Source organism: uncultured Fibrella sp. (assembly GCF_964250085.1).
Taxonomy (GTDB): domain Bacteria; phylum Bacteroidota; class Bacteroidia; order Cytophagales; family Spirosomataceae; genus Fibrella.
This window is the reverse complement of the sequence record NZ_CAXUEC010000012.1, coordinates 39,302-54,133: the sequence shown is the minus strand read 5'-3', so window position 1 is coordinate 54,133 and position 14,832 is coordinate 39,302. Positions and strand designations below refer to the sequence as shown.

The following is a 14,832-nucleotide window of genomic DNA, read 5'->3' as shown; positions in this document are numbered from 1 at the left end:
CCTGAACCACTTTCTAAACCTTCACCATGAAACGATTACTCTCATTACTCATCGGGGCAATGTCCCTGACGCTACCGGCCCTGGCTCAGACCACTGGCGTACCGGCCTCAACCAATATTCCGGGGCAGAAATACCCGCAGATACTGCCCGACAACCGCGTTGTGTTCCGGGTGAAAGCCCCGGATGCCCGCAGGTTGCAAATCGACTTGATGAAGAAGTACGACATGGTGAAAGATACCAGTGGCTTCTGGACGGTCACGACAGAGCCCGTCGGTGAAGGGTTTCATTATTACTCGCTCATTGCCGACGGTATCGCCATCTGCGATCCGGCGAGTCAGACGTTTTACGGAATGGGGCGTATGGCCAGCGGCATCGATATTCCGGATAAAGACATGGACTATTACCAGCCTAAAAATGTGCCGCATGGCCAGGTACGTTCGGTTAATTATTACTCAGACATGACCAAAGCCTGGCGTCGGGCCAACGTGTATACGCCCGCCGGGTACGACGAAAATCCGAAGAAGCGTTATCCCGTATTGTACCTACAGCACGGTTCGGGTGAAGACGAAACAGGCTGGCCGACGCAGGGTAAAATGGACATGATTCTCGACAACCTGATTGCCGAAGGCAAAGCCACACCGATGATCGTGGTGATGGAGCGCGGTTACGCCACCGACCCTACCAAACCTGTTAGCACAACCGGCGGCATGACCGCCAATGTATTTCCTGAGTTGCTGGTGAAAGAGGTGATCCCGATGATCGACAAGTCGTTTCGCACGTTGACCGACCGGGATAACCGGGCTATGGCGGGCCTGTCGATGGGCGGTTTCCAGACGTTCCAGACCACGATGACCAACCTTGATAAGTTTGCCTATATCGGTGGGTTCAGCGGAGCGGGGCGGTTGCAGCCGGGTGCTGACATCAAACAGGCATACGACGGTGCCTGGGCCGATCCCGACGCGTTCAACAAAAAGATGAAAGTGGTGTATGTGAGTGAGTATTGGTACCAAAGAACCGGAGCGAATGTATACCGGCGTGAAAGGCTTCCACGAAGCGCTGGACAAAGCGGGCATCAAACACGTGTATTACGAATCGCCGGGTACGTTGCACGAGTGGCAAACCTGGCGTCGGTCGCTGCGGCAGTACGCCAGTTTGATTTTCAAAAAGTAGGTCAAATTCCTACTTGATGTCAATTAGGAGTAGACAAAACCATGGCGAAGGCAATTTTAGTCATCATACCTTCCTCAATTATAACCGATATACACGAATGAAACGACTCCTGATACTAGCGACAGCGCTCGGTATTTTATGCGGTAGTAGTTACGCACAGCAAATTGAGAAAGAAGCTCCGAAAGGGTTCGATCAGGTACGTTCGGGCATTGCTACCGGCAAGCTTGACTCGGTTTCCTACCCGTCGAAAACCGTAGGTACGTCCCGCAAAGCGTTGATTTATACGCCACCGGGCTACAACAAAAAAACGAAATACCCCGTGCTGTATCTGTTGCACGGCATTGGAGGCGATGAGAAAGAATGGCTCAAAGGCGGTAATCCACAGGTCATTCTGGACAATCTGTACGCCGGGAATAAGCTTCAGCCGATGATCGTGGTGATGCCTAACGGACGGGCCATGAAAGACGACCGGGCCGTTGGCAATGTGTTCGGGAAAGATAAAGTCGAAGCCTTTGCTACGTTCGAGAAAGACCTTCTGAACGACCTGATTCCGTTTGTCGAGAAAAAATATCCGACGCTGACCGACCGCGAACACCGCGCCATTGCCGGTCTGTCGATGGGGGGCGGGCAGTCGCTGAATTTCGGGTTGGGCAATCTGGACAAGTTTGCGTGGGTGGGCGGTTTCTCGTCGGCCCCAAACACGAAAACCCCGCAGGAACTGGTGCCGAACCCCGCTGATGCCAGGCAGAAGCTGAAACTGCTGTGGATTTCGTGCGGTGACGCCGACGGGCTGATCACCTTCAGCAAACGTACCCACGACTACCTCTACCAGAACGGCGTGCCGCATATCTACTACGTGGAGCCGGGCGGCCACGATTTCAAGGTCTGGAAAAATGGTCTGTACATGTTTTCGCAGTTCCTGTTCAAGCCCGTCGATGTGCCGTCGCTGACGAAATATAGCGTGCTGGGAACACCCGCTTCGACCAACATCCGTAATGCCAAATACCCGCAGATTCTGCCCGATAATCGCGTCATATTTCGCGTTAAAGCGCCCGACGCCCAAAAAGTGCAGGTCGATCTGGGCAAGAAATACGACATGGTAAAAGATACGGCCGGTTTCTGGACCGCCACTACCGATTCCGTTAGTCGGGGCTTCCATTATTACTCACTGCTGATTGACGGGGTAGCCATTGCCGATCCGGCCAGCGAATCGTTTTACGGCATGAGCCGTATGGCCAGCGGTATTGAAATACCGGACAAAGACGGCGATTTTTATTCCATGAAGGACGTACCCCACGGCGACATTCGTATCAAACGTTACCTCTCTAAAGCCACCAATACCTGGCGCGAAATGTATGTGTACACCCCGCCGGGCTACGATCAATCGAGCAACAAATACCCGGTGCTGTACCTCTTGCACGGTGGGGGAGAAGATCAGCGCGGCTGGTCGACGCAGGGAAAAACAGATATGATCCTGGACAACCTCATCGCCGAGGGCAAAGCCAAACCGATGATTGTTGCCATGCTCGACGGGAACGTGAGCGCCGGCGGATTGGCTGGTTTCAACGAGAACGTACTGAAGGCGTTTGAAAATGAGTTAAAGCTGGCCGCTATTCCCTGCGTGGAAAGCAATTTCCGGGTTGAAACCGACGCTAAAAACCGGGCACTCGCGGGACTGTCGATGGGTGGGTTACAGACCCTGTATGCAGGTGTCAGGAACACGCCAATGTTCTCGTCGCTGGGGGTGTTCAGCTCGGGTTGGTTTGCCAACAATCCGGCACTGACCGACCCGCAGTATGCCTTTATGAAGACCAACGCGGCAGCCATCAATACCAATCTGAAACCGCTGTGGATCTCGATGGGCGGCAAAGAAGATATTGCCTACCAGAACTGCCAGCTCATGATGAAAAAATTCGATGAGATGGGCATCAAATACCAGTATAGTGAGTACGCCGGTGGGCATTCGTGGCCGGTCTGGAGGCACGATCTATTTAATTTTTCACAATTACTTTTCAAATAATCAGTTAACCAAAACCCCAATTTTTATAATGAAAAAGTTGCTTTTTTCTCTATTCTTGGCGCTTGTCACCGTAGTGGCATTTGCTCAGAGCCCAATTGATGGCAACTGGAAAGGTAGCCGTGAAACACCGAATGGTACTTTTGATGTAAACTACACCTTTAAGGTGGAAGGCAACAAATTAACAGGTACATGGAAAACTCAATTTGGCGAATCTCCAATACAGGAAGGCACAGTTGATGGCAAAAAAATTTCGTACAGTATCACATTTAACGACCGAAAAATGAGTTATACCGGCGAACTGGTGTCTGATAAAGAGATGGTTGTAAAAAGTGAGCGTGGTGAGATGAAACTTGCCAAGCAATGACAAATCTTGTCTTTTAATCGGACGTTTATTGCCCGATTAAAAGACATTTTTAGTCTTTTCGATAGTTTTTAGCAGGAAAATCGGAAATTTTATGGCAAGGTAAAGTCATAATTAAAAATTTCCATAAAGTGGCCGTCAACTATAAATGTAGTGAACACACGAGCAAACGCACTTAGCCCATTTTGCATCATGACCTGTTCGGGGCTTCGCAGTTGTAATTCACGTTAATCTACTAAAAAAGTACACGTCAATGATTTCAAAAAGAAACTTCGTGGCTGTAAGTACGGCCATTTTAATGATGGGGACCGTGGCTGGATTTGCTCAATCCATTCCATCATTAAAAGATACGTTTAAGCGGGACTTCGGCATCGGCACCTGCCTGAACAATGCCCAGATCGAAGAACGCGACCCGGCAACGACAGCCTTCATTGCGCGCCAGTTTAACATGGCCACGCCCGAAAATATCATGAAATCGGCACTGCTGCATCCGAAATGGGATACCTACGATTTCACAATGGGCGATAAGCTGATTGAATTCGGCAAAAAGCACAACATCAGGATCAACGGACACACGCTTGTCTGGCATAGTCAACTACCGTCGTTTATTCGGGGCATAAAAAGTGCCGATTCGATCCGACTGTTCTTTAATGATCACATCAAGACGGTGGCTGGTCACTACAGCGGCAAGGTGTACTCGTGGGATGTGGTAAACGAAGCCCTCAACGAAGACGGCACCATGCGCAAATCGGTTTTCCTACAGTATCTGGGCGATGATTTCGTGACTGAAGCGTTCCGGCTGGCGCAGCAGGCTTCTCCTAAAACGGAGCTGTATTATAACGATTACAACAACGAACAACCCAAAAAGCGGGCGGGCTGTATTGAACTCGTGAAAAAGATTAAGGCCGCCGGGGTACGTATCGACGGGGTGGGTATTCAGGGACACTGGCACGTGGGTAAAGTACCGTTCAACGACATCGAAGAAAGCATCATGCAGTATGCGGCCCTGGGTGTAAAAGTGATGTTTACCGAACTGGATATCGAAGTGCTGCCCCGCAACTTCCAGGGTGCCGACGTAGGGCAACGGATGACGGCAAACGCCCAGTCGAACCCCTACCCGGATGCCTTGCCCGACAGCGTGCAGACCCAACTGGCCGCCGACTACGAGAATTTATTCAAACTCTTCCTGAAGCACAAAGACAAGGTCACCCGCGTCACGTTCTGGGGCGTCAACGACGGCGATAGCTGGTTGAATGGCTGGCCAATTCGTGGTCGAACTAATTATCCGCTCCTGTTCGACCGGAAGAACCAGCCCAAGCCTGCCTTCGAGAAAGTAATTGCGCTAAAGAAGTAAGGGGGTGAGCCGTTTCTGGGCGATACGTACAGAAGCGCTTACGTAGTTTGAGTAAAGCCGTAGGGGTGATTCCTACAGCTTCTAAGGCCGGGTGGGTGACTCCCCCGACTTTTTTTTATGCCAGTCCAATCAGTTGCTGAGGCCTCAACCAGCCTGCCCGGTATGCTGGTAATGTTGGTATAGACCGGCCCCGCTCATAGAGGGAGTAGACCAACGTCTACCAACTCATTCTTCCTGTACAACGTACCTAAGAAAGAGGACTTCATACGGAACTGACTACGCCGTTTTACCTTTGGTTGGGATGATACGTTCTCCATCTTGATACCCGGATCGTAGTAGATGTTTCCAATGTACATCTGTTGCAGGAAAAGCTGAAAGTCGGTATCAACTCCCAGCGTAATCAGATTGCCATACCTGTATTGCTTTACGGGCTGGTTAACTGATAAAGATGGTACGTAGCAAGCCTGATTGTGTTTCCTGTTCCAATGCGTGAGCATAGAAGCAAACGACCATGCCGCGGCCTCGTTACCCTGCTCATCAACCAGCGCAATACGCCCCGTTGTACTTCTGATTTTACCGGCTGCTCCATCAAAGCCAATCAGTTCCAGTGTGAGGCGGGTACGATCATGTTTGGCTCCCGCTTTATGAATGCCGCCAAAGTTGAGGCGGTCAGGACGGCCGTTCTGGTCAGGATAACCATAGGTACGTATGAAGTAGTCAACACCCGCAGAGACGTAAAGCCCTGCTGTTGGCTCAGGGGTCATCAGCGTAATCGTTGCACCGCCTACACGGGCAAACGAGTCAACACCGTACTGTTTGACCTCCCAGCCTAAAAAGTCTGGTTCTGAGTAGCCGTTGGGGGTGATACCTAACTCTGCTTCCAGTGTATAACCTCCACAGTTTGGTGCATCGCAGGGCATTGGATTGCCCAACCGGTCGAGCCGCTTGGACGTTATCCAGTCAAGCTGATTGATGCGGGCTAACTCATGCAGTAAGATAGCGCGGTCGTCGAGGTTGTTTAACAGGAACGTTGCAAAAACGCCTTCCTGTATTACATCAACCGTCCTGAACTCTGTTGCTAACCGAGAATCTGGAAACGTAGCGTAGCTGACTATTTGCCCCGCTTCAGAAACAGACAGGAAAAGGAGACGACCATATAAAGGCGTATTCATAACGGCTGACGGGCCGTTACTACAACCTTTCAGAAAACCCGACAAACGTACTTCCGGGTATTTGGGATACAGAATCAGTTTTGCATTTGGGGCTGGAAACAGATTTCCATCTTCTCCAATCCATGACAAATTAACCGTAGCTATAAACCGTTCCCTTCCTTAAGACCTGTAAATCTCAGCTACGCCAAAGAATTATTATCTTCGTTGAAAGAAGAATCTATGGAAGTTTTTCGTGAGTTGCCTATATATATAATGAATGACCAACCCACATCTTGCCCTAAGTGCGGGTTGAGAACAGCTATCATCGCCGACTTCTCACATACAAATTTTAAGAGTTCACTTCATCGATGTGATCAGGATCAGTATATGTTTATAGAGCAAGAGGATGAAGATATATAGTTAGAATAATCAGTAAATCACCTAATAAATCGCTCTAGACGGTACTCTAAAAACTCCCTTTTGGGTAAGTACTCGACGGGTAACCGGATGGGTTTGTTTTCAAGTAGGCCAAAGTAACTTTGATAATATTCCTCTTTTGATTGTTCTTTTAAGTGGTTAGAAATCAGCAATTTGTAGTCTGTACTAATGCAAATTAAACCACGTTCGTAGGCTCGGTCGTATAAGTTAGATAAGCAAATTCCATTCTCTGGGTTCAGCCTCTCTTTTACGTTTTCAGACCAAGGGACAATGTGACCAGCCACGAGTAGTTCAGGTACGTTGATACCTGAGATAGCGCAGGTGCCTTTATATGTTTTCAAGATCATTTGTCTGAAAACGTTTTGATTTACTCGCGTTTTGACAAGCCGTTCGCGAACCTCGCCTTGCAGATTAGCCAAGTCAAATGTTAACTCTGGATGAAGTTCTTCAAGTGACTTATGTTGGAGACGAGCTAAAATACGCTCACTTTCAAAGACCAAGTCCTCTTGGTTATTGACGAACTCGTCCCAAATCGGCTTCACTTGTTTGTATCCACCATCCATGCCTTTTACGCCACGCTTCTGATGGTAGGGGTCAACGCTGGCAAAATTGGTTAGACGTATAGCAACGGAACTTGGCGAGCGCCTGTCACTGCCAAGCAGGTTTGATAAGTTTATCACCGCAGCGTTGCCCTTATGCATTTTCCCAAAAGGGAGCTTCAAATACAGATTGAAAGCCAATATCAACTCTTCTCTGGTCCACGGCGGGCTTTTAGCCATAAGTCAAAAGTTAACTATCTGTAGAATGACTAGGCTGCTTTTCGTGGAACCGTCAATTCACCAGTTAGACCGACAGTCCAAAGTAGCTGATTGAGTTGATGCACGTACTTGTCACGCCGAGCAGAAAACTCTTTTATAGAAAGCGTGTCAGGCTCAATGGCGGCCTGTCGCTGTGCGATAAGGTTATTTTAAATGCTCGATACGATCTAAAAGACCGGCAATGCGGTCGGCGCGTTCGTCAGTTGTTAATTGCGTATCCATTGTTAAAAGTGGATTTCTAAAAGTTCTTTTGGTTTGGGTTTTCGAACAATGGTTCGGCTCCCAGAAAGCACCGGTGCATAGGGGGGAAAAGCCGTGTTGATCAAATTCTAGTATTGGAAAAGTATTCAGGTACGTTGGTTGTACCGGTCTGGTAGGCGCGCAAAAAAAGCCCGTTGATGCCGTGCAAACAGCAGTATTCGGGCCGTTCATTCCTCAAAAATAACCTAAATCTTTAAGGAGAAGGTAGGTTTATTCGGGGGAGGTGGGGCATCATCTATCGCCATCAGGGCACCTAAACCGTGTTCTTTTCAATAAACCCTTATAAACAAAAAACGCTAACTCGTTGAAAGTTAGCGTTTTTGTGTGTTTTTGTATCAAGCTAGATACAGAAAAGGTGCTCCCGAAGGGATTCGAACCCCTATCGTCGGTACCGGAAACCGAAATTCTATCCATTGAACTACGGAAGCAGATACGTGCCCAAAAGGCCGGTTGGCCCTGTTTGGGAGTGCAAATATAGCGGTTCTGCCGGGCTTTGCGCAAGCCTGAGCCCTAAAAAGGTTGTAAGACACGCTTTGTCTTTACGGGCTGAAGCCCGTGTTACAGTAACTTCATGGTCTCGTAATCGCCCACTTTCTGTAGATATAGAAAGTGAATCAGTAGTCCATTTACGTTGTTCACCAGTTTGTGCGCCTCTGGAATGGTGGCGATAATCGACGTAATGCGCTCTAATTCAGAGTCACTATCCATCTTTTGAAGGTGAAAGCGCATGATCTCGTCACGCGGCATGGTCTTCTCCACAAAGTAATAATGCATAGCCTCGTCGCTGGTGCCAGTGCTGGGATACCACAAGCGCGGATTTAGCCTGGTCAACTCGTCGGGGGTAATACTAAGGCCAATTTCTTCGCCTACTTCGCGGGCCGCCGTGTCGGTTGGGTCATCGTCGGTATCAACCATACCGGCTGGGTGTTCGTAGGTTTGCGACCCGTCGGAAATGCGGCGTTGCCGAACCAGGACGACGAATTTCTCGCCTGTTTTGTCGTCGATCAGGCAAACGAGCACAGAGGCAGCATGCCCTTTCAAAAAACAGACGGGCGGAATCTTGTCGCCTTCCGGTGTATCGGCGTCGACGGTGAGCATCGCGAAGAGAACTTCGCCGTTATGGCGACGGCGGATGAAATGATCGCTAATTTTGTGGATGGTCAAGCCGTTGAGTTCGAGCTGCTTTTTCCAGAATTTGAATTTTGGGGCGTCGTGTAACTGTTCCATGTTGTTTTGTCAAAAGATGCCGTCGATGGCGTCTCTCCGTGCATTATGCTCTCAAAGATACTGCTTGGCCTGTTGGTCGTTCTGGTTGTGTTTGTACTGGTCGCCCTGCTGATCGGTTATTTGGTCTCGGCTCCCCGGTACAAAGGACCCGTTTCGGACCATTTCGATGGTAAAGCATTTTTTACGCCCGGCGCTGTACAGCCCCGCGGACTGGTCGATGTGATTAAGTGGCAGCTAAATCATGAACGAACCGAACCCTGGCCTGCTTTCCATAACGACCCTGTGGGCAACGTACCCACCGCGCGCGTCATGCCCGCCACTGATTCAACAACGCCCTCGCCGGTTCGCGTGACGTATGTGAACCACTCGACGATGCTCCTGCAATTCGATGGACTGAACGTGCTGACCGATCCTATCTACGAAAACCGGGTTAGCCCTTTTTCGTTTCTGGGGCCCGCCCGCAACTGCCCGCCCGGTATCCGGTTCGATGATCTGCCCAAAATCGATGTGCTGCTCCTGAGCCATAACCATTGGGATCACCTCGAAATTGGCACCCTGAAAAAACTCGCCGCCCGTGACAACCCACGCATTATCTGTCCGTTGGGCGTGAAGGCTTTTCTGGAACAGGAGGGAGTTGCCAATGTAACCGAAATGGACTGGCATCAGGCCGTGCCGGTCAATGACCAGACAACCATTCACTGTGTGCCCGCGCAACACTTCTCCGGCCGGGGTATGTTTGACCGGAACGCCACGCTCTGGGCTGGGTACGTAGTTGCAAACAAGGCGGTAGGCAATCTGTACTTTGTTGGTGACTCAGGCTACGGTCCTCATTTTAAGGCAATCGGGCAGCAGTTTGGCCCCATCAGGCTGGCTCTGATTCCAATCGGAGCTTATAAGCCCAACTGGTTTATGGCACCGGTACACGTCAATCCGACGGAAGCTGTACAGATTCATCAGGATGTGCAGGCGCAGCAAAGTGTGGCTATCCATTTCGGCACCTTCCCACTGGCCGATGATGGCGAAGGCGAGCCTGTTACTGATCTAAAGAAGGCGTTAACGGCTAAGAGCATCGATTTCGACCGTTTCCGGGCATTAAAAAACGGGCAAACCGTAAATTTTTAACCCGTATTCCAACGTTCCAGAAGAAAAGTGGGTACTTAGTATATAGTTAACATCGGATGTCGAACCTCAGACATCAACTCGAACCAAATGCGTAAACTGAGTCTGGCGTTGATCGCCGCCGCTGCAATAGCGATTTCCTTCTCCTCCTGCAAGGATACATACATTGATCCTACACAGGACATCTTTGTTAAAGATACCACGACTATCGGCGCTTACGCCAAAGCGCAGAAACTGGCCGTTACAACCATCGATTATGGTGTACGGTATGTAATTACCCAGGCAAACCCAACCGGTAAGTTGCCATCAGTAGCTGACGAGCTGGAGTTTATGTATACCATTTCCAAGCTCGACGGAACGGTGATTGACATTGCCGCCCGCGATACGGCCATTTATTTTCCTTACGGCCTGAACGCCATGCTACCTGGTTTGGAAGCTGGCTTTTCTAAAGTTCGGGAGGGTGAGAAGGCCATTTTCCTGATGCCCTCCTATGCCGCGTTTGGCACGTCAGACGCCGTGGGTGGCAAATTGCCCGCCAATACGCCCGTTCGGTTCGATGTAAAACTGAACAGATCCCGTTCAGAAGATCAGCAGATCGAAAACTTCATTGAGCGCAACAAATACACCGTAGCCGAAATGCAGCCAACTGGCCTCCGTGTCATCAAAACGCTGGCAGCGCCATCGGGGGCTACCCTGATTGATGGGCAAACGGTAACCGTAAAGTATTCGGGTTCGTTGCTGCGCGCTACCAAACCATTCGATACGGGCGGCACAATCGACGTTCCTCTGGGCCGTGGTAGCTACGTACCTGGCTTTGAAACAGGATTAAAATCCCTGAAGGTAGGCGAAAAAGGTGTGCTTGTTTTCCCATCGTCGCTGGGGTATGGGGCCAACATCCGGTATAATTCAAATGGTGATGTGGCTATTCCACCCTACTCACCGCTGGCGTTTACGGTTGAAATCGTTTCTGCCAAGTAAATGATAAGCTGCTTTTACGAAAGCCCGTTCAGCCATGCTGGACGGGCTTTCGTGCGTTGATCACCCCCTCACACTGTGCACTGGCCGCCTGAGAATCGCTCCCGGCAATGGCCTTTTCTAACCATTTGCCGGGCTACTGGTTGGGTAAGGGTATATCAACTCAACCCGTTACGAGCAGTTGCTCAACAGCATGATGAACAAATCATATCTCCGGTCTTTTCAACTGGGTTTTATTGCGGGCATGCGCGCTATGTCGGCACCCGCCCTGCTCAGTCACCGCCTGTCTCATACCATTCCAACGCAACACCCTAAAACGCTGCTGCATTATCTGGCGCAACCCACCACAGCGAAGGTGTTCAAAGCGCTGGCTGGGGGCGAAATCATTGGTGATAAACTGCCCAATACGCCGAACCGGACCACACCACCACAGTTTATTTCGCGGGTGGCCATTGGGTCGGCCTGCGGAGCGGTGGTGAGCGAGGCCGAAGGCCAGAAAATGCCCATCGGAGCCGTTCTGGGTGGCCTCGGCGCGGTGGCGGGCACGTTATTGTTCTTCAACCTGCGTCGCTGGCTCGACCACGATCTGGGTCTCCCCGACGCGGTGGGTGCCGTGACTGAAGATGCGCTGGTTGCCGGACTTGGCTGGGCCATCGTCAGCGATATCAAACCCACCACCCGACTGGCTTAAGCCTGAATGAACGTACCTGACAGCCTGACTTCTCAGAAGATACCATGAACACTAATTCTGTCGAGCATTTCGACGCGCTGATTATCGGGGCGGGGCAAGCCGGTAAACCGTTGTCGGCCGCCTTGGCTAAAAAAGGCTGGCGGACGGCTATGATCGAACGGAGTTACGTGGGTGGCACGTGTATCAACTACGGCTGTACACCCACCAAAACCCTGATCGCCTCGGCGCAAATGGCCTTCGATGCCCGCCGCGCGGCTGATTACGGCGTCGAGACGGGCAACGTTCAAGTCGATTTCAAAGCCGTCATTGCCCGGAAGAACCAGGTTGTCGAGCAGTTTCGGAAGGGCATCGAAGCGTCGTTTGCCAAGACAGAGAACCTGACGTTCATCGGTGGTGAAGCTCGATTTGTTGGAAGGAAGCAGGTCGCCGTGTCGCTGAACGACGGCGGCGAACGACTGCTAACTGCCGATCATATTTTCATCGACTGCGGCACGCATCCTAAAAAACCCGACCTGCCGGGTCTGGATACGGTGCCCTGGCTGACGTCTACAGCTCTGATGAACGTACCTGAGCTCCCAAAGCACCTGCTGATTCTGGGCGGCGGCTACATCGGCGTCGAGTTCAGCCAGCTATTCCGGCGCTTCGGTAGTGAGGTAACCATCATTGAGCGTGGCGATCAACTGCTGGCCCATGAAGATAAGGACATCGTTGACGAACTAACCAAAATCCTGACGGATGAAGGCGTTCAGGTGCTGACCAACACGACCGTTGAGCAGGTAAGCAAAACGGCCAATGGGGGCGTTGAGCTTTCGCTGGAAACGGAGCAGGGACCCAGGCAACTAACGGGATCGCACCTGCTGGTTGTTACCGGCACAACACCCAACACGCCCACGCTTGATCTGGAGACAACGGGCGTAACGACCGATGCGCACGGGTTCATTCATGTAGATAATAAACTGGAAACCAGCCAGCCCGGCATTTATGCGCTGGGCGACATTAAAGGTGGCCCGGCGTTTACCCACATTTCGTACGACGACTACCGGGTAATCAACCAGAACCTGCTGGAAGGCGGTAATGCCTCAATTGCTGATCGGTCTGTTCCCTACACAGTATTCACGGATCCGCAATTGGGTCGAATCGGCTTGAGCGAGCAGGAAGCCCGAAAGGCGGGAAGATCAATAAAAGTAGCCACAATGTCCATGACCAGCGTAGCCCGCGCCATTGAAACAGACCGCACCAATGGCCTCATGAAAGTGATCATCGACGCGGATACCGACCAGCTTATCGGCGCGGCCATTCTGGGTATGGAAGGTGGCGAAATTATGTCGATGCTCCAGATTGCGATGATGGGAAACGTAACGTACCCACGCCTCCGCGACGCCATCTTCGCACACCCCACCCTGGCCGAATCGCTGAATAACCTGTTCAGTAAGGTAGCGTAAAACGGACTGGGCGTCCCCGACTAAAGTCCGTGTTACCGCCGTTCCCGCCAGCGGCTTTTCGAGGGTGTCATTGTGCTTTGTAAGGTGGTAGCTTTCGGCTTCTGCGTATCCAGCAGGTAGGCGGCCAGTACTGCCGCCAGTTCAGTTTCCTGCGCGTCGGCTTCAGTCTTTAGCACCTCCGGCGTAAAGTAGTTGGCCACGAAACCGGTGTCGAATTTCCCCGAGCGGAAAGCGTCGTGCTCCATCACGAATTTGCAGAACGGCAACGTGGTTTGTACGCCCGTGATCTGGTACTCGTCAATGGCGCGGATCATCTTCTGAATGGCCGCCCCGCGGTCGTTTCCGTAGGTGATGAGCTTGGCAATCATGGGATCGTAATAGATCGGAATGGCCATGCCCTGCTCGAACCCATCGTCGACGCGCACACCGTTGCCCTGCGGGCGAACGTAAGTTTCCAACGTACCTACGTCGGGGAGGAAGTTGTTGGCGGGGTCTTCGGCGTACACACGTACCTCCACGGCATGACCCTTGATTTTCAAGTCTCCCTGCTTGATCGTCAGTGCTTTGCCTTCGGCGATGTAGATCATCTGCTCCACCAGATCCACGCCCGTAATGAGTTCTGAGACAGGGTGTTCCACCTGTAGGCGGGTATTCATTTCGAGGAAATAGAAGTTCAGATCGGCATCCACGATGAACTCGACCGTACCGGCTCCGTAGTAGCCACAGGCGCGGGCTACATCGACCGCTGCCTGTCCCATCGCTTCCCGAATTTCGGGCGTTAGAACAGCCGAGGGGGCTTCTTCCACCACTTTCTGATGCCGCCGCTGCACCGAGCATTCGCGCTCGAAGAGGTGAATAAGGTTACCATGCTGATCGCCCAATACCTGAATTTCGACGTGCCGGGGCGAGGTGACATACTTCTCAATGAAGACCGACCCGTCGCCGAACGACGAAATGGCTTCACTCACGGCGCGGTCCATCTGCTCATCAAAATCGGCGTCTTTTTCCACCACCCGCATCCCTTTTCCTCCACCACCGGCGCTGGCTTTGATCAGAATGGGGTAGCCGATTTTGGCCGAAATGAGTTTCGCTTCTTCCCGGTCGTCGATGGCATCGGGGGTGCCGGGAACCATCGGAATATTGTAGCCAGATACGGCCGCTTTAGCAGCTAACTTACTACCCATCACCTCAATACTTTCGGGGGAAGGACCGATAAAAATCAGGCCTGCTTCACGTACCTGACGCGCAAAATTGGCATTCTCCGATAAAAAACCGTAGCCCGGATGAATGGCGTCGACGCCAAACTTGCGGCACACGTCAATGATGGCGTCGCCCCGCAGATACGATTGGGCCGATGGTGGTGGCCCCACGCAAACCGCCTCGTCGGCATAACGAACGTGCAGTGCATTCCGATCAGCTTCGGAGTAGATAGCCACGGTTTTAATGCCCATTTCGCGGGCGGTACGCATGACACGAAGGGCAATTTCGCCGCGATTGGCAACGAGTAATTTGTTGATTTTCATGAAGGTTTAGTATCAGTTGTACGCGGGCTACTGGTACACGGATTTCGCGAATGAACCGGATTCCCGCGGATTTTTGATTTAAGTTGATTCGTAGAGGTCATCATAAAGCAGAGCAAATCCGGTTTAAATCCAAAAATCCGCGTAAATCCGGTTCATTCGCGAAATCTGCGTACTATATGTTTATAACTGCAACTTTAACCATTAAACGAATAAAATTGGCTCTCTGAGAGGTAACTTTAAGAAAGTAACTTTGCGCTGTGTCTACCTACAAACACATTGACA

At 51.2% G+C, this 14,832-nt stretch carries 12 protein-coding genes and 1 tRNA gene; 8 read left to right on the top strand and 5 right to left on the bottom strand.

All coding sequences use genetic code 11. The features are described 5' to 3' along the window. Window positions 1–26 precede the first annotated feature (26 nt). The 4 genes from ACFE8Q_RS26905 (at window position 27) to ACFE8Q_RS26890 (ending at window position 4,905) form a co-directional block, all read left to right on the top strand. Window positions 27–1,187 carry an alpha/beta hydrolase-fold protein gene (locus ACFE8Q_RS26905; RefSeq protein ID WP_375448551.1) on the top strand — a complete coding sequence of 387 codons (1,161 nt, stop codon included), beginning with the start codon at window positions 27–29 and terminating at the stop codon, window positions 1,185–1,187. A gap of 80 nt (window positions 1,188–1,267) precedes the next feature. Then, on the top strand, window positions 1,268–3,190 hold the full coding sequence (locus ACFE8Q_RS26900; RefSeq protein WP_375448550.1) for an alpha/beta hydrolase-fold protein: 1,923 nt from the start codon (window positions 1,268–1,270) through the stop codon (window positions 3,188–3,190). 28 nt (window positions 3,191–3,218) lie between these two features. Continuing rightward, window positions 3,219–3,554 carry a hypothetical protein gene (locus ACFE8Q_RS26895; protein ID WP_375448549.1) on the top strand — a complete coding sequence of 112 codons (336 nt, stop codon included), beginning with the start codon at window positions 3,219–3,221 and terminating at the stop codon, window positions 3,552–3,554. Between the two features lie 250 nt (window positions 3,555–3,804). Beyond that, entirely contained in the window at window positions 3,805–4,905 is a 1,101-nt protein-coding gene (locus ACFE8Q_RS26890) for an endo-1,4-beta-xylanase (RefSeq protein ID WP_375448548.1), read from the top strand. Between the two features lie 194 nt (window positions 4,906–5,099). Here ACFE8Q_RS26890 and ACFE8Q_RS26885 read toward each other — a convergent pair whose 3' ends face one another. From ACFE8Q_RS26885 to ACFE8Q_RS26870, 4 genes are all read right to left on the bottom strand, one after another. Then, on the bottom strand, window positions 5,100–6,077 hold the full coding sequence (locus ACFE8Q_RS26885; protein WP_375448547.1) for an MvaI/BcnI family restriction endonuclease: 978 nt from the start codon (window positions 6,075–6,077) through the stop codon (window positions 5,100–5,102). 416 nt (window positions 6,078–6,493) lie between these two features. Further along, the gene (locus ACFE8Q_RS26880; protein WP_375448546.1) at window positions 6,494–7,273 is read right to left on the bottom strand and encodes an HNH endonuclease; all 780 of its coding nucleotides are present in this window, start codon (window positions 7,271–7,273) and stop codon (window positions 6,494–6,496) included. 656 nt (window positions 7,274–7,929) lie between these two features. Beyond that, window positions 7,930–8,001 (bottom strand) — tRNA-Arg (locus ACFE8Q_RS26875). A gap of 130 nt (window positions 8,002–8,131) precedes the next feature. Then, the gene (locus ACFE8Q_RS26870) at window positions 8,132–8,800 is read right to left on the bottom strand and encodes an NUDIX hydrolase (RefSeq protein WP_375448545.1); all 669 of its coding nucleotides are present in this window, start codon (window positions 8,798–8,800) and stop codon (window positions 8,132–8,134) included. Window positions 8,801–8,845: 45 nt separating this feature from the next. Between ACFE8Q_RS26870 and ACFE8Q_RS26865 the strand changes: the two genes are divergently transcribed. The 4 genes from ACFE8Q_RS26865 to ACFE8Q_RS26850 all read left to right on the top strand — a co-directional run bounded on the left by ACFE8Q_RS26865 (window position 8,846) and on the right by ACFE8Q_RS26850 (window position 13,027). Continuing rightward, window positions 8,846–9,922: an MBL fold metallo-hydrolase gene (locus ACFE8Q_RS26865; RefSeq protein WP_375448544.1), complete on the top strand. Its 1,077-nt coding sequence runs from the start codon at window positions 8,846–8,848 to the stop codon at window positions 9,920–9,922. Between the two features lie 87 nt (window positions 9,923–10,009). Next, entirely contained in the window at window positions 10,010–10,897 is an 888-nt protein-coding gene (locus tag ACFE8Q_RS26860) for an FKBP-type peptidyl-prolyl cis-trans isomerase (RefSeq protein ID WP_375448543.1), read from the top strand. Between the two features lie 190 nt (window positions 10,898–11,087). Then, on the top strand, window positions 11,088–11,585 hold the full coding sequence (locus ACFE8Q_RS26855) for a DUF4126 domain-containing protein (RefSeq protein ID WP_375448542.1): 498 nt from the start codon (window positions 11,088–11,090) through the stop codon (window positions 11,583–11,585). Between the two features lie 44 nt (window positions 11,586–11,629). Continuing rightward, on the top strand, window positions 11,630–13,027 hold the full coding sequence (locus ACFE8Q_RS26850) for a mercuric reductase (protein ID WP_375448541.1): 1,398 nt from the start codon (window positions 11,630–11,632) through the stop codon (window positions 13,025–13,027). A gap of 32 nt (window positions 13,028–13,059) precedes the next feature. Here the strand turns inward: ACFE8Q_RS26850 and accC are convergent, their stop codons facing one another. After that, the gene (accC, locus tag ACFE8Q_RS26845; RefSeq protein ID WP_375448540.1) at window positions 13,060–14,550 is read right to left on the bottom strand and encodes an acetyl-CoA carboxylase biotin carboxylase subunit; all 1,491 of its coding nucleotides are present in this window, start codon (window positions 14,548–14,550) and stop codon (window positions 13,060–13,062) included. Between the last annotated feature and the right edge of the window lie 282 nt (window positions 14,551–14,832).